Origin of the sequence: Flavobacterium sp. 40-81 (assembly GCF_001898245.1) — a bacterium.
Lineage (GTDB): Bacteria > Bacteroidota > Bacteroidia > Flavobacteriales > Flavobacteriaceae > Flavobacterium > Flavobacterium inviolabile.
This window is the reverse complement of sequence record NZ_MKTM01000020.1, coordinates 122,981-143,794: the sequence shown is the minus strand read 5'-3', so window position 1 is coordinate 143,794 and position 20,814 is coordinate 122,981. Positions and strand designations below refer to the sequence as shown.

The window sequence follows — 20,814 nt, the reverse complement described above, 5'->3', positions numbered from 1 at the left end:
TTTTGTACAAATATAGTTTTTTAATTATTATAAAATCTGAAGTTTATTAATATATCTATTTTCAAGCAATTAACTCCCGATAAGTCAGCCTATCATCAACTGCTAATAACGAAAGATTGAACCTCTCACCATCAGTCATTTTACGTGTGTTATACCTATAAGCGAATTCGTCACAATATTTCGATAGATGTTTTGGGCTTGCTAAATGATAAACTCCAATAATTCCTCTTTTTAATTGGCTCCAAAAGCCTTCTATGCTATTCGTATGGTATTTACCTTTGGCATAGATTCCTTTATTATGTTCTATTATCTTATGTATGTAATTGTTCGATAGACCTTTATATCCTCTCCAACCATCAGTTACTATGATTGTCCCTTTTTCAACTAAATCATCAATTATTCCTTTTAAAGTCTTTCCTTTCGTATTTGGGATAACTTTAGTATAAACATATCCATTAGAAAGTAATCCAAATACTGGTACTTTGGCTTTTAAGCTTCTTCCTTGAGTATTTTTAAGCTTTTTACGTCTATTACGATTCTTGTTTTTACCACCAATGTATGTTTCATCAGCTTGTGTTACATCATTAAAAATAACTTCAGATTTGTCTCTGAAGTTGTGACGTATTCTACTCAACATAAACCATGCAGTTTTTTGAGTTACATCGATGTCTTTATGTAATTGCACACTACTGATACCTTTCTTGTGGGATGAGAAAATATAAATAGCCAAAAACCACTTTTTTAAAGATATTGGTGAGCTTTCGAACATTGTTCCAACTGTAACAGTAAATCTTTTTCTGCAATCTTTGCATTTATATAGACCTCTAAAATGACCTCTTGATCTTAATTTATAATGATATTCTGAAACGCTTCCACAATGTGGGCAAATAGGCTCATTATTCCATCGTATTTTTTCTAAAAATTCCCTACAATCATTTTCAGTTTGCAGTGTTTCAATCAAATGGACGAGGGATTTGAAGATTACGTTATTTAATTGTAAATCATCTGATTCCATCCTGTTTTATTAAATTTAATACTTTTTATCGACTCTGTAAAGGATTTTGATACTGATTTTCGATAAAGTTTGCATCGAAAACCTTAAGAAATGACAGCCTGAAATGCATTAGATTTCAGGCTGTCATTGCCTTGTAGTTGTTATATTTTATAACAATACTTTAATAAATAAATCATTACATCAACTGAATCATATATTGATTGTATCGTCTCTTTATTACAAATACTCCAACTTCCAATTGTATAGTAATAGTAATAAGCAGTTAAAATGATTTTTTGAATTGAATTAATACATTCTTGTTTCTTAATGATTGAATTGTCTATCATATTTGTGTTTTTTAATTTTGACAATTCAACTACTTTGAACAAAAATTTGATTCAGTTACAATTCAATTTGATTCAGTTTGAAACAAAACCCCCTTGAAACATCTGTTTCAAGGGGGTTTTTGAATTTTGAGAAGACATTATTTATTTGATGTTGTTATATATTATCACACAACATATTTAAAATTCATAATCATGTACAAGAAGATAACATCGTATTTGAAATTATATAAGTTTGCTATCTATAAGATTTTAGGTAAATTTATTCCATACTTTAAAAATAAGTGGATGAAAAAACATGAAATAGCAGACGTATTGAAAATTGAATTAGATAAAATTTTATCGCAAGTCGACAAATCGATTTCTTTAAAATTTGATGATTCATATAAATATTGTCATGAAATAAATGACAATTTAGAAGATAGAATTATCTCAATTGAAATTTCATATATATTTACATATAATATAAATAAGACATTTATCTTAGTAGTTAAATATGATAATGGTAATTTATCTTATGGATTAAATTATTTTGATAAAAATTCAGAAAGTATTGATATGAGTTATATAAATTCAATTTATAATACTATCATCAACAATGAAGATAGACTACTTAAATATTTCAAATAGCATATCTATTGAAAATGATTCAAAACAAAAAGTTCAGTGAGCATCACTGAACTTTTTCATTTTTGGAAGTAAGAGATATTGGTACAATCAAGTATATAGGTGTCTTAATTTATATTAAAGACAAGAATAAACTACAATGGAAGGGTCAAGTTTGGGAAAGAGAAATTAAATGATCTCCTAATGTTATATTCTGTATTTTACCTAAATAGCTATTAAGATGAAAAAAATAATATGTCTTTTTGTTTGTTGTCAATTTTTCTCATGTGAAAAAATAGACTGTGAAAAATTATCACATATAAAAAAAGATTATGAGTGTCTTTTAATCGTTAAAAATCTTGTTGATAGTACTTCTGTATATAATTTTGAAGTTGAAGGAAAAAGTTTAAAAACCAATAAAGATACGCTGTATAAGCAAGAAAACAGATGGTTTTGTACTTACTATAAATATCTTGATAAAGGAGACACAATTATAAAGAAAAAGGAAGAATTAGTATTTTATATTCATAAAAAAGATACAATACTATCTTTTAATTGGGAATGTGACGGTAAAATTTATAAATAAATTTATGAGAAAGCTATTCGTTATAACGATTTTATTGGTATCAGTGTTAACATCATGCAATTTTAGTGCTAATGTTAAAAATGATAATGAATTACAAGACAAGCAAGATGCTGAATCCGTTGCCGGATTATTGTATCTCTATACTTCCAGAAAAGAATATAAATCAGTTCTCAATCTTATGAGTACTGATTTTTATAAAGTTGCCTCAAAAGATCAATTTTTAGAATTCTTAAACGCCAAAGAGAAAAAATTAGGTGAATACAAAGATTTAACGCTTTTGGATTGGAAAACGACAAGCCTTAAAGGTACAGATTCCAAAACAGAATATTTGCTAACTTATAAGGTTGTTTATTCCAATTATACTGCTGAGGAAAAAATTTCTATGATAAAAGAAAACAACAAAGTAAAAATCTTAGGATATAATGTTAATTCAGAAGGCTTTATAAAATAATTGAATTTGAAAAATTTGTTCATAATTATACCGTATGATAAACAAGGAAAAAGAATTTTAAACTTTAAATAAAAAAACATGGAATTATCGTTAACACTTTTTAAGCATTTAAAAATGCTGATAATTTTGATTTTTACTTCGGTAGTCTTTTTGGGTTTAGCGCTTTACTTTTATGATGATTTTTCCAATAAAACTTTAGTTTACTTGCTTATCCTTTTTTTTGTGCTTTTTATGTTACCTGTATTGTATTTACATTACAATTATTATGAAAACAGTAAAGGCGTTACTTATGAAATAGAGAAATCAGGATTAATAATAAAGAAAAACAATATCAAAAGAGAGATCAATATTGATAGTATAAATGAAATTGTGTTTTTTATGACTGCAAATAGACTCCAAAAAAGTGGCTATAGTCAATTTGCATTTGAGAATTACCATTATGCAAAAATCATATTGAAAGACGATGAGCAAATCATAATAACTTGTTTGTTTTCTGATAAGATTGAAGCGATCCTTGAATCGAATTTTAAAACCATTAAAATCACAAAGATTAAAACGTTTTATCCAGTAATTTAACATCAGAAACAATAATAACGACACTATGTTTATAACATAACGCCGGCCATATTAACAGTAAAACTATGAGAACAGTTGTAAAACTTTTATTGAAAGTTTTTATGAAATACCCCTTAATGAAAAAGAATTGAAACAGAAAATAGAAGAATTAGTTACAAAAGGATTTTTAAAAAAATTAAAAATAGAAAATAGAATTTTTGATATTTATATAGTAGATCGAAATGTTAATAATCGTTGTTCATCTGATATTTATACCGAACAAGATAGATTGTAACAATAAAAGTTAATCATACGTTTTAATATGAAAAAAAGATCAATAAAATTTTCTTACTATGCGTTTATAGGCTTTACTATTTTAGTTTTAATTAATATAATTTCAATTTTAATGCCTGAAAATCAAAGTAAATTACTTAGGGGTGTATCAGGCTTTATCAATTGGATTCTGTTTATTCCTATTTTCTTATTAACATCATATTTTTCATTGTATGTTTTTATAGATTATATAAAGAATGGGGTTAAATTTCAAATAAGATATCTATTCCTAACAATCCCTTTTTTAATATATTTAATATATTACGCAGGTAGATTTATATATGTTATTTTCATAATATAAGTTTCGTTGACTATTGAAGGACTTTGTTCAAAAGTTATCAGATTGTACGAATATGTAATTTGTGTGAATAAACAACCAATCACAGCCCGTTTCAATTGTATTTAGTAATAATAAAGGATGGATTAAGGCTTATATGAAGTACGTAATTACGACCCTGTGATTGGCAGATAGATGAATATTGATCCGTTGGCAGAGAAATCCAGACGTTTTTCGCCTTATGTATATGCTTTCCTATTATTTTATCAATTCAGATAATATACAGGAATAACAGATTTTATTTATCATAACCATATTGATATGAAAAAAATTATTAGCGCTACATTAATTACCCTGATTTCAATATCATGTGCCAATGCTTACATGATAAAAGGAGAGAGAAAAGAGGATGCAATCAAAAACATTATCATCGATTTTACCAAAACAAAGAATAACAAGATAGAATCTATATATGAAATTACTGAATTAAAATCTTCAGATAAATTATACGCTTTTGTTTTTAATGAAAGAAAATGGTATACTCCAAAACAATCTGACACTATAAATGGTAAAACAAAATCATTCCCAACTAGTTATGTAGAGTATAAAAAAAGACTTTATTTATGGCACGATAACGATTCCATTATATCAAAAGGATTAATTGATGTATTAACAAAATACAAATTGATGGATTCAACTTTGATAAAAAAAGAAAGAGGATTGTTTGTTTCTGAAGACGAAATTCCAATCATAAAAACGGACGAAAGAGCCAGATACTATTATTATTTTGTATGCAAAAAGAATATCTCTGAGTATGTAAAAGTTAAAAGTAATAAACCATGAAAGAGATAATTTAGTAGCACTATATAAGCCATAACTATGAATAATAAAATTATTGTATTTACATTCTTGATAATATGTGTTTGCATATTATTATATATGATTAAGAAACGTATTGTTTGGGAAGATAAAAAGTCCGTTTATAGCAATACCTTTTCTTTAAGAGCATTTCTTATGTTGATTTTTATGATTATAATTTTAGTAGTATTACTTTTTAAATAAAATATTTAGACAACAATATTATGCGGTTTAGTATTGGAGCACAATTTTCAAGAGAATTTAATTTTGAAGAAACATTATTAATAACGAATACTTTAAATAATAATTTTAGTAATTTCTTTACGCAAAAGAAGTATAGTTTAGATGTAAATAAAATTTACATCAATATCATTTGTGTATCAAGGAATTTGAACCTTTTTTTAAAGTAAGACCTCTAAAAATTTTGAAAAAAGAAGCAGCAGTTGAGTATGAAATTAAACTTGAATTTGCGTTTTTTTTCAACTCAACATTCAAGAAAAATACTACGTATTATTTGATGAGCTATTAAACCAATCAAAAGAAATTCTTAAATGATAAGAAAATGAAAAATTTTAATGTTACAGCGTTTTTAACTGATCTGGAAAAATGTCTGTCATTAATTTGATAAACTTCAGTGTAAAGTTAATTGATGTTAAGCAATAACCTATAAGCTTTTCCCTTCATTCCAATAGTAACTGTCGGGATATAATCTTTGCCCGAAAATTGCCGTACCAACCCTCACGATGGTAGCCCCTTCTTCAATGGCGGTTTCCAGGTCGTTACTCATTCCCATAGATAATTCCGTCATTGCTACATCAGGAATAGCCAAAGCGCTAATTTGCTGCTGAATGCTTAAAAGCAGGCGGAAACAAGTACGGACCTTTTCGGTTTCGGCACTGAACAAGCCAATAGTCATTAAGCCTTTAATTTTCAGGGTTTCAAATTGGGCTACCTGCCGGATCAATCCGATCGCATCTGCCGGATGAACACCAAACTTACTCTCCTCGTTTGATGTATTGACCTGTATCAGTACTTCAATGCTTCTGTTTTCAAGCTGTAGTCTGTGATGCAGTTTTTCGGCTAAATCCAGACGATCAAGCGACTGGATACAGGAAACATTGTATTTCAGGATATCTTTGATTTTATTGGTTTGCAAATGCCCGATAAAATGTGAGGTATGCGGAACGTGTTTTAAGGCTTCATACTTTTCTTTGAGTTCCTGCACTTTGTTTTCAGCAATCAGTGTTTGTCCGTGCTGTAAAGCGATTTTAATACGATCGGCAGCCACGGTTTTGGTCGCTAATAACAACTTTACCTCCTCAGGATTTCTGCCGGTTCGGATACAGGCCTTGGCGATCCGTTCTAAAATTTCATCAATATTCGTTATGATTTGATTTTCCATTTTTTAAGATTTTATCATGGAGGCCGGAAATGGATTCGAACCACTGTAAAAGGTATTGCGTACCCTTGCCTGACCACTCGGCCATCCGACCTGTTAAAACGGTAAGCTGTTTGGACTTACCGTACAGCCTGTTATTTCCACCAATGGTAGTAGTTGTGCAAGCCGTCATACTCGAATCCGCAACGCGGATAAAGCTGATTACCGATAGCATTCGTTTTTTCGGTTTCCAGCATCAGTCCGCATGCGCCTGTTTCTTCACACCATTGCTTACTGCGGTCTATTAATGCCACCGATATGCCCTTTCCTCTATAGTCCGGATGGACAAACAAATCACTCAACAGCCACTGTTTTTGCAGTTTGGTATAATGAAACAATTTGTATAACTGCACAAAGCCCACTGCCCTGCCATCGGCAATTGCTAAGAAAATATCCGATTCGCTGTTTAAGAATCGTTCTTTCAGGAATGCTTTCCCTTTTTCGACATCTGATTCCTGGCGGTAAAAAATACGGTAAAGATTGAATAATCCGGCTGACGCTTCCAGGTCTTCCAGACTGGCTTTTTTGATGTTGTAATGCATTGCTTGTAACTATTTTTAAAATGATAGTGCAAACGTATAACGCTATTGGACTATATTTGCAATCCAGTTTCAACATAACAGGTAGTCCAGAATGTTTCCATTTGAACATATAATCATCCTTGACAAAAAAAGTAAAGTCTCTGTTTACAAGCAGGTTGCTTTTGCGATAATTGATGCCATCAGAAACGGTGTTTTAAAACCCGGAACACATTTGCCCGGCAGCCGTGAACTGGCGGCACTGCTGCATGTACACCGCAAAACGGTCATCGCGGCCTATGATGAACTGGAAGCCCAGGAATGGATCACGGTCTATCCGAGAAGATATGTAACGGTAGCCGAAAATCTTCCGTTGCTCCAGCCTAAAAAGTGGAATGAAAATAAAACCGGATTTTCCTATGACAATGAACTGAATGTCCCCTATCGGATAATTGATCCGCATGTCCCTTCGGAAAATGGTATTCCTGAAGTCATCATAGACGACGGGCATCCTGATGTCCGCCTTTCCCCTATTTCTGATTTATTGAAAACATACCGCCTGCTTACTTCCCGGACCTATGCCATCAAAAATGCGCATATCGGCACGGCACAAGGCACACTAAAACTCCGGGAAGAACTGGTTCATTACCTGTCGGTAACCAGAGGTTTGAATATTTCGGCCGATAATATCCTGATTACGCACGGAGCGCAAATGAGCATTTATCTTGCGGCACAATTGCTTCTAAACAGCCTGTCAGCAATTATCGTCGGGAAACCGAATTATGGTGTAGCCAACAAAACCTTTGCCGAAACCGGTGCAACCCTCATTGAGGTACCTGTGGACAAAGAGGGCATCGATACCGATAAGATTGAACAGCTCTGCAAAAAGGAAAAAATCAGTGCGGTATATGTGATTCCGCACCATCATTACCCGACAACGGTAACATTGAGTGTGGAACGGCGGATGAAACTGCTGGAGCTTTCCGCAAGGTTTTCATTTGTGATCATCGAAGACGATTACGATTACGACTACCATTATGCTTCGTCCCCTTACCTGCCGTTGGCAAGTGCACATCATCAGGGGAATGTGATTTATATCGGTTCATTTTCCAAGATCCTGGATCCTTCATTACGAATCGGATTTATGGTCGCTCCGAAAAATTTTGTAGCACAATGTACTGCCCTCCGGAAGATTATAGATGTGGGCGGTGACGGCTATATGCAAAATGCCCTGGCCATGCTGATTAAGGAAGGTGAACTCAAACGGCATCTGAATAAAGCAAAAAAAATCTACCACCAACGCAGGGATTTTTTAGATGAATTGCTGCGAAACAGATTATCCGGGCATGTTACCTACTCACTGCCGTCGGGAGGAATGGCGGTCTGGATTATGCTTCAAAAAGATTTCTCTGTGGATGATCTTCAACAGAGCGGGAAATTAAAAATAATCCGAACCGACAGCGAATTAAATGCCTTTCGTTTTGGCTTTGCCTCAATGGACGAACAGGAACTGGAAGCAGCAGTTAACCTGTTGGCCAGTCGGTTGGGAAAACGTGATTTATGATTTTTTAATAAAATCCTGAAAACAAATATTTTCAGGATTTCGTTTAAAAAGTAACCGCCAAGGCACCCCCCATTTGTTTACCATCATAATAGGGTGTAAACATCGCAGTCGTATTCTTTGAACCGGTTTTGAATATATGTTCGTTTAAAAAAGGGTTTACCCAATATGCGAGTTTGGTGCTTAAAATGCCTATGCCGGCACCTGCTGTAACATCTGTTAGCCAATGCTTGTTATTGTAAATCCGGAATGCTCCTGTTATTGATGCTACGCCATAGCCCGCTACGCCATACCAACAGGATTTGTCTTTGTATTCCTGAAATAAAAATTCTGCTCCTGCAAAAGCTATTGCTGTATGACCAGACGGGAATGCATATCGGGTATCGTCCGGTCTGTCTATGTTTGTACAGCGTTTTAATGCGGTTACAGAAGTAAAAATTATTAGCATTGATGTACCAAGGATTACACTTCTGTTCTGCAAGTTGTTTTTCCCTTTTATGTTCAGATTATTAAGCACATAAACAGACAATGCCGGAGTATATTGAGAAAAATCATCGACCGTTATTCTCTTATCGATGTCCTTCATAACTCTGCTTCTGATGTTTCGATTTAATTTTTGTAAACCATCATTCTGTAAACCAATGGCTCCATAGCCAATTAAAACCGCAGGAATTAATAATTGTTTGTAATTAAACGCTAAATTTTCAGGGGTCTTTTTACTTAGAGTGTCTGTTTCATTTAATGTTTGAGCTGTAGATGAGAAAGCTATTAAAGCCATTATTATACTCACGATTACCTTATTCATTTGGAAGATTTAAAATGTTACTGTTGCGCCTACTAAAGTGGTGTGATTAATCCGGTTTATCTGATAATCGATTTTATAAGGTTTTTTAACCATTGCTGTCACATTATCTTTTGCTATTTTAGTAATGCGTCTGTTTGCAATTTGTTTACCAATAACATAACCCATAAAAATACCAATGGGATAATCTGAAGTCCAATGTACTTTTCCACTCACCATATTAAAAGCCAGCACACCCATTAGGGAATAACCAACAGGTTTGATCCATTTTATTTCCGGATAGTTTGTTGAAATGATCGTTAAGGTTGACATAAAAGTGGCAATATGCCCGGATGGCATAGCATCATAATTAGGAGTATTGCTTTGAAATGCCGTAAAACTTGGAAATGGATTCCAGTCACCACCACTGTTATTATCGGCAATAGCGGCACTTGGACTCTGTCTTCCTGTAATTCTTTTTAATGTTTGTGTGGCAACGCCCACAGATAATAATCCCTCTACCAGTTCACTGGAGGTATTCAATGCTCTTAAATCGTTGTTTTTTAGTTTACCGATACTTAGAAAAATTGCACTTAGAATAAGTGTGGTTCCTCCATTTCCAGTATAATAAACTGCCGAACTAATGTTTTTGGGAACAATGGTGAAAATCCCGGCTACAGTACCATATTTACTATCTTTGTCCCAACCTCCCATCCGGGATCCGAGTTCTCCTGCTCCGTCCAGTATTTTTTGATCAAAAGGCAATATTGCTGCTGTACTTCCCAGTACTAAAGCATCCCATTTCAGATTTTCTTTTTGTATTGTAAATACTCCGAAATCATAGATATTATGAGGAATGTATCTAACCATATCAAAGAATTTTGGTTTGGAATACTCATAAATATAATGGTCGTCTATATTCGTAAATCGTTGGATTGACTTGTCTGCTGCTGAATTGGCTTCTGTCTCGAAGCCAGTCCGCAAATCAGGTTTTATATTTGATAAATTATTGTTTTTTAAAGAGTCTGTTTCTGGTGGCACTTGTGCCATTAACATAGAGGAAATAAAAACAGTGATTAAGCTTAGTATTGTTCTGCTCATTTTTTCGAAACTGTATCGTTTTGATTTTAAGGTTTATAAATCGTTTTGGTTTGTCATTATAGTTAATAGTGTGGCTACCATTATTATAGCTGTATTTAAGGTGTTATCACCTATTCATACCAGTTTGTCATTAAAAAGCTATGGCATAATCAGAAGGGGAATAGAAGTAGAAAGGATATAATCCAAATGGGGGCTTTGTATATCGTTTATAAATGAATTAATGTGTTTACAACTTTGGATAATTTATACGACCTCATAGCTTCTATAATTACCGAAGATTTTGAAGTTTTAAACATTGTGCGATAGCAGCAGATGCAAATAAGCTAAAAATTATAAATACTCCCGGAAGCATCTATATTGTTAATCTGGTAATAATAAAGTTAATTTAAGGTGAAATTTGAAGCAAAAATAGTAATTAATTTTTCCTACAATTTTTATTAATGTTAATAAATAGCAATTATTTAAATTTTAACAGTACTTCGTTATAGAAAAGCGGCAGACAACTGTTATATATTAACAAACAGTCTTTTATATATAACAAGTGGTGATAATTTGCCGGATTGATTGAGTTTTTTTTATTGAGCGCTATTCAATATGATACTTCCTGAATAATTCTATTTTATTAAAAGGCACAGCTAAACAATTGGTAATATGTGAACAAAAGTCGCGTTCAAAAATCTAATTTTATTTTTATAGCTAAAAGCCGGGGTTGCTTTTTATTTCGGCTATTTCCCGATTTTGTAGATTACAGCATCTTTTTCGTATTCAAGACCGCTTTTTCAAGAACTTTTATCGAAACGGCATTTTCTTTTATTGCCCATCCGATTATAGGTTTCAATTTTAGTTTTTCAAATACCTTTTTTAAATTCCACAAAACCGCTGTTGGCAGCTGACTTATACTTTGTTATATTTCCTGTTTAACTGTTTCTTTTCTATAAAGAAGTAAAGTCAACCCTAAAGAAAAAAGCATGCAGCTTAGTACCATACAAACTCCGTTTTTCAGTATAAAAAATGAAAAACCTACAGCAGGTGCACCCAGTATAACCAGTAAGGCTTTTAGAGTATGGGTTTTAATAAAGTTTGATGCATGAACTGCCAATCCTATAAAGAGCAGGGATGGTCCAATAATAATAAAAGGATACAGAATTGAGGGCGTATTGCTAATGTGTTCGCTTAATTTCATCCTGGCATTATCGTCATTTTCAAAACTCCACATTATAAAGTCAATGGTGCAAAGACCTATATGTGCAATAACGCCTAATGCTGTTAGAAAAGAAGCTAAAGTATTCCATTTGTTTTTGGGAAACACTTTATTAAACGACAGTAGTAATACCGCTCCAATCAGGTTAAACCAATGTGCAAAATCTATGGGTTTCTGAAAATAGGCTAGTTTAGAACCTTGCGAAAACATGATATAACTAACAACAAAAAACAATAACCCGATCAAACAAATACTTTTTGGTTTCATAATTTTTCTATAAGGACATTTTTTTGTTACATTAATTTGCCGTTGACTCTTTTACAAGCTTGCTGTTAATATTGTTTTTTACGAAACTTTCGACAGGCTTATTTCCTGAAAAACTTTACGCTAATATAATTCATTTGGACACTGATATTCTTTTGTGTGTCAGGTATAATTTTTCAGGTTAATTATAATCAATATGATTAAGTATGTTATATTTCATTTTTTTAGGATTGGTACATTCGAGTATATAATTATCTGAGTTTATTATAAGCTAGAGTCAGCGAACAGATTAATTTCTGTTAAAGATAGAGTTGTTTTTCGTGAAGAAAAAACGTCAAGTTTACTAAGCAACCAGCTATTGTACTAAACTGCTATTATAAGCAGTTTTAATAATGTACAATAAATCCATCTGTAACTTTTCTTAATTTTCTTAAATCTAAATATTCAACAATAGGGTCATTATTGATATCGTAAACTCTAGCAATTATATATTTTCCGTGATTTCTTTCATGTGTTTCATATTCATTAGAAGTTATGAAGAATTGTCTTGAATGACTATCCTCAAAGTTTCTAGTTGTTGTTTTTACTTCTATAAAAATATCTTCTCCATTATCATCTTTAGAAAGAATATCAAAACCGTAAATATTTGATTCTAAAGCAACATGTTTTGGGTAATCATTTGACAAAAAACCCAGTCTATTTAGTTTGATTCTTTCTTTTTGAAGAATAAAGATTTCTCCTTTTAGTCCTATTTCAGCTAATCGTTCTGCTCTTTTAAGATATTGGTCGGTACTAAAAGGGGGTAATTTCGTCTGGGATGTAGCTGTGATTGTGACATAACCCATTAAAAAAATTATCTGTGCGATTAAAAAATCAACTTCATCAAGATCAATTATACCGTTTTTTGGATAAACCTGAATTGTTATTTGTGAAGCTCTAGGATTTATACAAATCCCACTTCTCCACTCAAATGGCGTAGTAGGATTAGAATTTAAAAAACTCTTGAAACCAAAATCAAAAATCTCGTTAAACCTATTTTGTAAAGTTAAATTTTTTTCTAGTGAATTGGATAGATTTTGCCCTAAAACAGCAAATTGATTTTCTAAGTTTATTCGTTCTTGGTTTGACAAATTTCTTGAGGATGCACGACCAAAATAAAATCCTACATCTAAACAAGAATCAAATCTATTTATAACGAAACTGATTTGAGCTGCGTATTGTTTATTTGAATTTCCCTTAAACAATCCAGCCCAAACATTATTTAAATTTGTACTTTGTCCTACTGGATTACCTGTTGACATTTCGGTTTCAAAAGGACCATAATCATTTTCATATTTATGAGCAAAAAAATCTGCTAATGATTTTAGTTTACGTCTAATATCTAATAAACGTATTCGTTCTTCATGACTGGCATTCGTTAATAACGAATTATTAGAATATCTTCTTTGATATAAATTATTAATAAGGATTAAGTCATTTTCTAAGATTTCCATTAAGCATTTGATTTAAAATTACTTATAACGTTCCTGAACTTTGCTTTCGGGCTTTTTTGAAACACACATAGTTTCAATCTATCACTAAAGTATTAGTAGCACTTAATCCATGCTTGCACGTCAGCTCACCTGAAGCAAAAACTGTAATATGGTTCGTTTTGTCATTTTTCGAATAGTTTTGTAATTAGCCATGCAGCTAGCAATACTCCCCCAATAGTCAATGCAGCATTAATGATTTCATCTGTATTTTGATTCTTTAGATAAGCATCATATTGTTCTTTTGTAATGTTTCCATTTCTATAAAGTATGTTTAAATACTCTTTTTTTTGTTCTGAAGTTGCTTGCTTGTTGTCAATAAGTCGTTTTAATTCAAGCAAGCGAGAATAATCCATGTGATCCATTATTTTCTTACTTTTTTATCTTCTAATTGACTAATTAATTTCGGAATAAGCTCGTTCATTTGCTTGCCTATTTGTTCTATAACTTGTTGTTGTAAGTCATCTTTTGCTTTATGTTCCTGTAGTTTAATTTTAAGGTCATAAATTTGGTCTTTTAAATCATCGTGTTTATCTCTCACATATTCTTTTATTCCGTGTCTTGTTCCCAAAAAAGAGATAAGTGCAGATACAACTATACTTATTATGTATAATAAATCTTTTAGTCCAAATTCCATATTACTTTCTTTTCTGAATTGTTTCTATGTTATGTTTCATCTTGTAGCGCAATCAATCTCAACTATTTATAATCCAAATAGTTACAAACTTTATTATATCAAGCATAATTTTCCATTCTAATTATGATTAAGTAGGTTTATATATAGAAAATTTTGAATTGGTATATTAAAATATATAATTGCTTATATTTTCTACTAAAATAGTAATACTGCTAAACCCGAAAGAAAATGATTTATATACAATAAAGCAATACGTGTTTTTACGTAATTTATAAACTAATGAATTTAAAGTATTGAATTAGAATTCCGAAGGCAAGTAAGAGAATTACTTTATTTGCTAGAAGAAGAATAGCACAAATAAATATAATTAAAAAAGCCCTGATAAAGTTTATCAGGGCTTTTTTAAAGTGGCGGAGAAAGAGGGTCTTGAACCACTTCCTTTTATAGCCCTATTTATAGGCATTCAATATTTTTCAAAATAAATGGTAACGATTTGGTAACTAAATTACTGTCATCATTAGACTGTCATTGTCAGATATTTGACATAAACAACTCATTACAAAAATGCAGCTTAACTTTTTCTCCTGTTTTTGTTTGCAATTCAGGATTATTCTTCTGAATAATCAACAAGCTCTTCCAGGAATTCAGAAAAGGAAAGAGCGGCAAATTCCAGTTCTGCAGTAGAATAATAAACATATATTACCCCATAATTTTCTTCCCGTAAAGACATGCAGATATTTCCACCTCTGATACTACCTATATTAAAATAACCTTCATCCAGAATTCCTTCATTGAACTCATTGTTTTCAATAAAATTTGACTCTCCATATTTCAAAGAATAGATTTCAAACACATTAATATCATCATCATAATCTCCTAAAAAAACTTCAGTAGAATCAAAATAGGCGCCATTGCTTTTCAATAAAAAAGCTTTATAATCTTCCGGAAATATACTTCCTATTTGACTCTCGACTTCACTGATTTCACTTTCAGTGACAAGCTTATTATTAATCGTTATATCTATCATCTTAATTTAAATTTAATACATTTTCAATTTGAACAAAACTTCCCATATGCGGCAATGTTTTATTATGTGCTTCAGTTCGTATAATCTGCATCGTTCCTTTCAGATTTTCGTCTAAATCATCCAAATGGTGCCAGGTCAGCTGCAATTTTGATTCTAATTTAGCGCCCAATGTGGGATCGATTCCCATTGCTTTCCAGCAATTATCAAAATCTGACCTTCTTACTCCGGTCATATTTACTTTGACCTCTCCGTCAAATTTAATAATTTTATTCAAGGCATCATCAAATACTTGTTTAGAAACACCCGAAATCGTTTTACCGTTTCCTAATTTTCCTTGCGCATTGAAATACATTTTTAACCCCTTAAAATCAGGTGAAGTACCGTTAGCACTTACCGGAACATTATAACCTTTTGCTTTTGCTAATTCCGGATCATATACAACCCGGGTATTCTTTTTTAACTGAGTTTTTGCTGCTTTAATAATTGCAGCACGCTCAGAAGCACTTTTGCTCATGAACGCTATATATTTTTCAATATGTTCTTCAGTACCTTTAAAAAGTACTCTACCGGCATCATCTATTACATCTAAGTTTACCGTTGATTTTCCCCGCTTTACAATAGTAAAGTTTCTTTCTGATAAAAAATCTTTGTGTTTGAGAGAAAGGCTTTCTGCTATCTCATCTAAAAGACCCGGTCCTTTTTTCGCTTTCGTAAATGCTTCTTTCAGGATTTTTAATTCTTCTTTTGTAAGATTATCTACACCTTTAATTATATTTTGCATTTTTAATTCTAGCAAAAACTTTCTAAAAGAAAGTGCTCCCCGCTTGATACCAAGATCAGCCAGGCGGACTAATTTTGGTATAGCTGCCGGATTTATTCCGGAATTAAGTGTTGCTGCTGTTTCTAAAAATTCTTTAGCCGTATTACGGAACTCAACTGTCAGTTCGGCCTGTTTTACAATACTGAGCTGTACTTTATCTGCAAGTCCGTCGATTTTTGCGAGACTTTCTTTTAATATTTTAACATCATCGAAAGTTTTAGAACTTTTATTAAATACGCCTGCAACTTCTGTTATGGGTTCGGCTAATTTAAATACTGCGGCAAATGCCGCAACATCCAGTGCAGCTCCTGCTATCGCTACCACTACCCAAGCAAAACTAGGTTCGTCTTTTAACAATCCGATTTCATAACTATCATGAGCTTTGGAATATTGATCGAGGGCATCATATACATTATAGACACTCATTCCTAATGATACCGCTGTACCGGCAATAACATAAGGAGTTGCCGCTCCCCAGGTAGCCACAACTACTATGATAGAAGCAATAGCAAGACCGATATTAATAAAGATGTCTATCGTCCCGATATCATTGATTTTTTGCTTAATAGCTGAATCAATAATACTACCTTTTACAACACCTTGTTTCTGATAGGAATGTTCCAGTAATTCCTGACGTTTATATATCGCATCCGGATTTTCTTTTAAATCTTTACGAACATTTTTAGCACTTTCCCGTTTTGATTTTATAAATTCAAATAGAAAATTTTCAAACTCTTTTTGAGAGCTTACTTTAGCCAGTCTTTTATAGTCAAATGTTTTGTCTTTAAAAAGGAAGGAGTCCAGTGATTTCACTTCATCAATACCACTTTCCATTTCGGCTTTTCCTTCATCATACATTTTCAGTGCCTGAGTAGAACCATTACTCTGACCAGATATTAGCACAGCATTAAATTGCTTGGAATCTCCGTCTTTTATTTTTTTAGCTGCTCCGCTTTTGGTAAATGCAGTATAAAGCTTTGTCAGAACGCCGTCTTTCTTTAATCGTTCTTCTTCTTTGTATAATAAATGCTCATACTTATCGATATAATCTTCTGCCAAACGAACTGTTTCATCACGGAACGCATCAAGATATTTTTTAATCGTATTTTCAAAATCCTGAATATCTTCAAAGCCATTGTCTTTTGCTTTTTTATCCAGCTCCGGTTTATATGTCATTACTGCCCCTACAGCTGATTCACCACCCAATTTTAATAATTCAAAATACGCTCTATACTCCTTGTAAAGTTCTTCCAGACCAAATAATTTGGCTTCTAAAATATCGAGATCGTTTACGGCTTTTTCCCGCTCTTTTGCTTTCTCTAAATAGTTTCCAATGGACTTTCTTAAGTCGACGGCACTTGTTGTACTTGAAGTGGTTTTACTCTTCATATCATCCCACTGCTCATCGGTGATCCCTAAATATTTTTTCAGACTGGCAATTTCAACTTGACAAAATGTCTCTTCTCCGATGTAATTCTTATACGTATTTTTACCGATATCCCAGTTGATATCAGTAATCTTACCGAAGATTTTCATATCTAAAAAGTTAAAAAACTCCTTATCACTTTTTATATCCATTGGAACGATACCCACACTTAACCTCATTTTTTCATTCGGAGGTGGTGTTTGTATTTCTTCTTCTTTCTGTACAGAAGATGCTTGTTCATTTTTAGACGCACTTTGCTCCTGCTCTCTTTCCAATTCTCCCAATTCCTCATCCATTTTCAGTAAAGTAACAGCATCAAAAACAGGTATGCCGATAATACCCCGATCGTATTGAAAAGCGGCCAATGCCAACTGTGTTTCCACGGTGAATTCCATTTCTTGTTCCGGTGCATTATAGCCCAACTTACGTAAAGCCTTATTCACCTCTAAAACAGCCAATCCGGTATTTGAAACTGTCAGAATCGATTGTCCGTTCTCGATTTTTTTAAAAGCCCGGTTTTTAAAGGCGGTATATGTGATTTGTGTTACCTCATTTTTTGACAATAGGATCGTAGCATCCTGATTCGTAACCTCTATATAGTTGTTCTCTGTCTGGGAATGCTCATTTTTTTGATTCTGTTCCCCTCCCGTTCTCTGCGCAAATGTTTTTCTACCCATTTTTTATACGTTGCTATACAGCTTATTTTTTTGTTCTGTTGATTTGATTTTATTCCGGTCTCCTGATAAAAGTGTTGACACGGGCTTGATTTTTCCCGAAAGCTTTTTCGCTTTCAATCGCCAGAAAAGGACTTATCAACTCCTGTCCAATACTTTTTCCGCCTTCATTATGCAGTGCTATCGCTACATTTTTCATGATGTTACGGATATTGGAACCGGTATAGGAATAGTCTTTCGCCAGATGTTTTAGAAAAGCTTCGCTTTCGAACATTACATTTTTAGGCAGGTATTGCTTCCAGAGCGCTTCCCGGGTAGCTTCGGTCGGACGGATGATATTAATTGACAAATCAATACGACGTTTAAAGGCTTCATCCATATTGTTTTCAAAGTTGGAAGCCAAAACCGTAAGTCCGTCAAACTTTTCGATGCGTTGCAGTAAATACGACACTTCCTGATTGGCATACCGGTCGTGGGCATCTTTTACATCCGAGCGTTTTCCAAATAACGAGTCGGCTTCATCAAAGAAAAGCATACAGTTTTTGCCTTGCAGGCGGTTAAAAAGAATTTCAAGGTTTTTTTCGGTTTCACCAATGTATTTACTAACTACCTGCGAAAGGTCTACATGGTACATATCAATACCGTATGTATTGGCAAGTATTCCGGCCAGCATTGTTTTTCCGGTTCCGGGCGCACCGTAGAATAAGGCAATAAATCCGGATTTAAAATGGTGCTCGTTACTTTTAAAAAAACCACTTTCCAATGCTTTAATGTATTGCCCGATTGGTTTTATCTGTTCTCGTACCATCGGCTCCAAAACAATATCATCCAATGTTAGATCCGATTCGTATAAACTTCCGGGAAAATAGGTTCCGTGATCCAATCGTTGTTTTTTACCCGACAGGAAATAGTTTAAATACGCTTTATCCAACTCAATTTTTCCGTAAATAAAATCCGTTTCCGTACGATTGTAAATAATATCATTTTGCAATAAGACACTTCCCGCTATCAGTTTGGCATTATAAAGTGACCATAAGGACAAATCTTTTCCGGCCAGTAAAAAGAGTGCGGTTTGAAATGTTGGCTTAAACGATCGGTTTGTTTTATTGTATTCTCCGCCAACATCGATTGCTAATGCGCTACTGCTTTCTTCTATTTGTATAAACGATTTGAATAACGACGGATAATGGGCCGATGCAATACCTAAAGCCAATAAAACCCGATCCATTTCCTGAAGTTGATACGTATTGATAATAATTCCGTAAGGTGAATCCGAATCTGTTTTCGGCAATTCAGGGATTTCCTCAACCGGTTCAAAATCGAGTTTTCCTTGTAAAAACAGTTCTTTACAACGTATTGAGATCAAAGATTCCAACCATTCCATTTCTTTATTTAAGGAATCATGATTCACATTAATTGTTTTTGATAGATCAATGTGCAGCTCCACCTTTTCAGTGGTATGTACCTGTTTTTTTATAGGTTTTTCCGGAATGATTTCATTTGAAAGGACAGAATGGCTCATAATTATTTTTGATTTCTAAATATATTCTTTTGAGGTACTATTTATAGCCGTCAAAATTATCAGAAGCAATCTTATCTGGCTAGTTATAAAACCATTGTATTCTGTCTTTGCAGTGAAAAGTATCTTTAGGACACTAAAAAAGGACAATCTTTTGATTGTCCTTATATCGTTGGGATTTCAGAAAAATACCAAATTTGTTTTACTCTGAATTCGGCTCCGGTTGCCTGAAAACAGATTTTAAAGTTTGATAAGAATGGTATTTTAGCATAATGGATATAAAAAGCCCAGATAATATATTATCTGGGCTTTTGTAAAATCAAAAGTTCAGCATTTGAAATAGCCTAGGCGCACCGGAAATAAATGATGAATAGGATGCTAAAAAAGTATTCGGAAACCTGAAACAAAAAGTACTTTCCTTACCATCATCTGAATGATCGTAAGAACGAAAAAAACCTGTATTTATAAATGCTATTTCCTTACCGTTTTCACCTTCCCGAACGAAAATATCATTTTTATCTTGCAAGGAACTTCTATCACTTGAGCTAGCAATTATAACAAATTATCATACTCCATCAGATAAGGCAAAGCTTCTCTTACTTCTTGTTATCCATCTTTATTAAAGCCCGCTGCATTTCGTCACAAATTGCTCAAACTTCCGATTTTTATTTATCATGATCGGTCCGTGACCGAAACAGATAATGGCCGGATTCAGTTTTGCCAACTTCTGGAGCGATTTGATGTTGCGCTGCTGATCTGTGGTGAATAGACTTGGTGGAAGCCGTAGACCGGTCGCTGTTGTGAGCAGGTTCATATTTGTCGCCACATCTCCGATTATTAGTATCCCATCTCGCTCACGGAATAAAGAGATATGACCTGCCGAATGTCCGGGTGTCTCTATTACTTGAAAGTTTCCGATCTTATCGTTTTCAACAATTGTCCGTTGGACTTGATGTCCCTGACCCGCCCAATACTTTTGTTGAAACTTTGCTACCCAATGTTGTGGATCCGGATAGTCCTTGGTTACCATACCCGTTTCGGTCCTAAAAACTTCGCCAGGATGGCAGAGTAAGGGTATCGAGAATTCTTCGCATATCTGATCACTACAGCCCTGGTGGTCTGCATGTGCATGCGTCAGTACGTGTTGATAAACGGAGATTTTTTGGAGGGCATTCTTTACTGTGCTATATGAACTCCGTATTCCGGAGTCTACCAATACACCTTCGATAATATAGCAGTTGATACTGTTTCTTGGCATCAGGGAAATCTGAAACACCTCGGGAGCAATTTGACGTAACATAGTTTTTTGTGCAA

Annotated in this window: 20 protein-coding genes and 1 tRNA gene; 6 read left to right on the top strand and 15 right to left on the bottom strand. The window is 33.3% G+C overall.

From position 1 onward, the window contains the following. Positions 1-61: 61 nt before the first annotated feature. Positions 62-1,015: an IS1595 family transposase gene (locus BGO42_RS07170; RefSeq protein WP_337955189.1), complete on the bottom strand. Its 954-nt coding sequence runs from the start codon at positions 1,013-1,015 to the stop codon at positions 62-64. Positions 1,016-1,626: 611 nt separating this feature from the next. Between BGO42_RS07170 and BGO42_RS07165 the strand changes: the two genes are divergently transcribed. The 5 genes from BGO42_RS07165 (at position 1,627) to BGO42_RS07145 (ending at position 4,989) form a co-directional block, all read left to right on the top strand. Next, positions 1,627-1,968 (top strand): hypothetical protein, encoded by a 342-nt coding sequence (locus BGO42_RS07165; RefSeq protein WP_273246223.1) that lies wholly within the window; start codon positions 1,627-1,629, stop codon positions 1,966-1,968. A 217-nt stretch (positions 1,969-2,185) separates the two neighbouring features. Continuing rightward, the gene (locus BGO42_RS07160) at positions 2,186-2,530 is read left to right on the top strand and encodes a hypothetical protein (protein WP_177733513.1); all 345 of its coding nucleotides are present in this window, start codon (positions 2,186-2,188) and stop codon (positions 2,528-2,530) included. A gap of 4 nt (positions 2,531-2,534) precedes the next feature. Then, complete coding sequence (locus tag BGO42_RS07155) at positions 2,535-2,981, top strand: hypothetical protein (protein ID WP_177733511.1); 447 nt, start codon at positions 2,535-2,537, stop codon at positions 2,979-2,981. 78 nt (positions 2,982-3,059) lie between these two features. After that, on the top strand, positions 3,060-3,557 hold the full coding sequence (locus tag BGO42_RS07150; RefSeq protein WP_273246222.1) for a PH domain-containing protein: 498 nt from the start codon (positions 3,060-3,062) through the stop codon (positions 3,555-3,557). Positions 3,558-4,467: 910 nt separating this feature from the next. Beyond that, positions 4,468-4,989 carry a hypothetical protein gene (locus tag BGO42_RS07145; RefSeq protein WP_177733507.1) on the top strand — a complete coding sequence of 174 codons (522 nt, stop codon included), beginning with the start codon at positions 4,468-4,470 and terminating at the stop codon, positions 4,987-4,989. A gap of 679 nt (positions 4,990-5,668) precedes the next feature. Here BGO42_RS07145 and BGO42_RS07140 read toward each other — a convergent pair. The 3 genes from BGO42_RS07140 to BGO42_RS07130 all read right to left on the bottom strand — a co-directional run bounded on the left by BGO42_RS07140 (position 5,669) and on the right by BGO42_RS07130 (position 6,984). After that, a complete protein-coding gene (locus tag BGO42_RS07140; RefSeq protein ID WP_273246221.1) occupies positions 5,669-6,406 on the bottom strand; it encodes a YggS family pyridoxal phosphate-dependent enzyme in 738 nt (245 codons plus the stop codon). Positions 6,407-6,423: 17 nt separating this feature from the next. After that, a tRNA-Cys gene (locus BGO42_RS07135) sits at positions 6,424-6,497 on the bottom strand. A gap of 40 nt (positions 6,498-6,537) precedes the next feature. Then, positions 6,538-6,984, bottom strand: a complete 447-nt coding sequence (locus BGO42_RS07130) for a GNAT family N-acetyltransferase (RefSeq protein ID WP_177733502.1) — start codon at positions 6,982-6,984, stop codon at positions 6,538-6,540. A gap of 91 nt (positions 6,985-7,075) precedes the next feature. On the opposite strand from BGO42_RS07130, the gene pdxR reads away from it, so the two are divergent. Continuing rightward, positions 7,076-8,524, top strand: coding sequence for a MocR-like pyridoxine biosynthesis transcription factor PdxR (pdxR, locus tag BGO42_RS07125; RefSeq protein ID WP_273246220.1), 1,449 nt, complete (start codon positions 7,076-7,078; stop codon positions 8,522-8,524). 43 nt (positions 8,525-8,567) lie between these two features. Here the strand turns inward: pdxR and BGO42_RS07120 are convergent, their stop codons facing one another. The 11 genes from BGO42_RS07120 to BGO42_RS07075 form a co-directional block, all read right to left on the bottom strand. Then, complete coding sequence (locus BGO42_RS07120; RefSeq protein WP_246296971.1) at positions 8,568-9,326, bottom strand: phosphatase PAP2 family protein; 759 nt, start codon at positions 9,324-9,326, stop codon at positions 8,568-8,570. A 9-nt stretch (positions 9,327-9,335) separates the two neighbouring features. Continuing rightward, positions 9,336-10,403, bottom strand: coding sequence for a phosphatase PAP2 family protein (locus BGO42_RS07115; RefSeq protein ID WP_273246217.1), 1,068 nt, complete (start codon positions 10,401-10,403; stop codon positions 9,336-9,338). 904 nt (positions 10,404-11,307) lie between these two features. Further along, positions 11,308-11,871: a hypothetical protein gene (locus BGO42_RS07110; protein ID WP_177733497.1), complete on the bottom strand. Its 564-nt coding sequence runs from the start codon at positions 11,869-11,871 to the stop codon at positions 11,308-11,310. A gap of 383 nt (positions 11,872-12,254) precedes the next feature. After that, positions 12,255-13,361 (bottom strand): protein NO VEIN domain-containing protein, encoded by a 1,107-nt coding sequence (locus BGO42_RS07105; protein WP_273246215.1) that lies wholly within the window; start codon positions 13,359-13,361, stop codon positions 12,255-12,257. Between the two features lie 161 nt (positions 13,362-13,522). Continuing rightward, entirely contained in the window at positions 13,523-13,753 is a 231-nt protein-coding gene (locus BGO42_RS07100) for a hypothetical protein (RefSeq protein ID WP_273246214.1), read from the bottom strand. Between the two features lie 8 nt (positions 13,754-13,761). Beyond that, on the bottom strand, positions 13,762-14,034 hold the full coding sequence (locus tag BGO42_RS07095; protein ID WP_273246212.1) for a hypothetical protein: 273 nt from the start codon (positions 14,032-14,034) through the stop codon (positions 13,762-13,764). Positions 14,035-14,641: 607 nt separating this feature from the next. Further along, positions 14,642-15,061: an SMI1/KNR4 family protein gene (locus BGO42_RS07090; protein WP_273246210.1), complete on the bottom strand. Its 420-nt coding sequence runs from the start codon at positions 15,059-15,061 to the stop codon at positions 14,642-14,644. Between the two features lies 1 nt (position 15,062). Continuing rightward, positions 15,063-17,765, bottom strand: coding sequence for an HNH endonuclease (locus BGO42_RS07085; protein ID WP_273246208.1), 2,703 nt, complete (start codon positions 17,763-17,765; stop codon positions 15,063-15,065). 268 nt (positions 17,766-18,033) lie between these two features. Continuing rightward, on the bottom strand, positions 18,034-19,503 hold the full coding sequence (locus BGO42_RS07080) for an ATP-binding protein (protein ID WP_273246207.1): 1,470 nt from the start codon (positions 19,501-19,503) through the stop codon (positions 18,034-18,036). A gap of 316 nt (positions 19,504-19,819) precedes the next feature. Beyond that, positions 19,820-20,026 carry a cyclic nucleotide-binding domain-containing protein gene (locus BGO42_RS17955; protein ID WP_502686361.1) on the bottom strand — a complete coding sequence of 69 codons (207 nt, stop codon included), beginning with the start codon at positions 20,024-20,026 and terminating at the stop codon, positions 19,820-19,822. 93 nt (positions 20,027-20,119) lie between these two features. Continuing rightward, complete coding sequence (locus BGO42_RS07075) at positions 20,120-20,800, bottom strand: MBL fold metallo-hydrolase (RefSeq protein WP_273246205.1); 681 nt, start codon at positions 20,798-20,800, stop codon at positions 20,120-20,122. Positions 20,801-20,814: the final 14 nt, after the last annotated feature.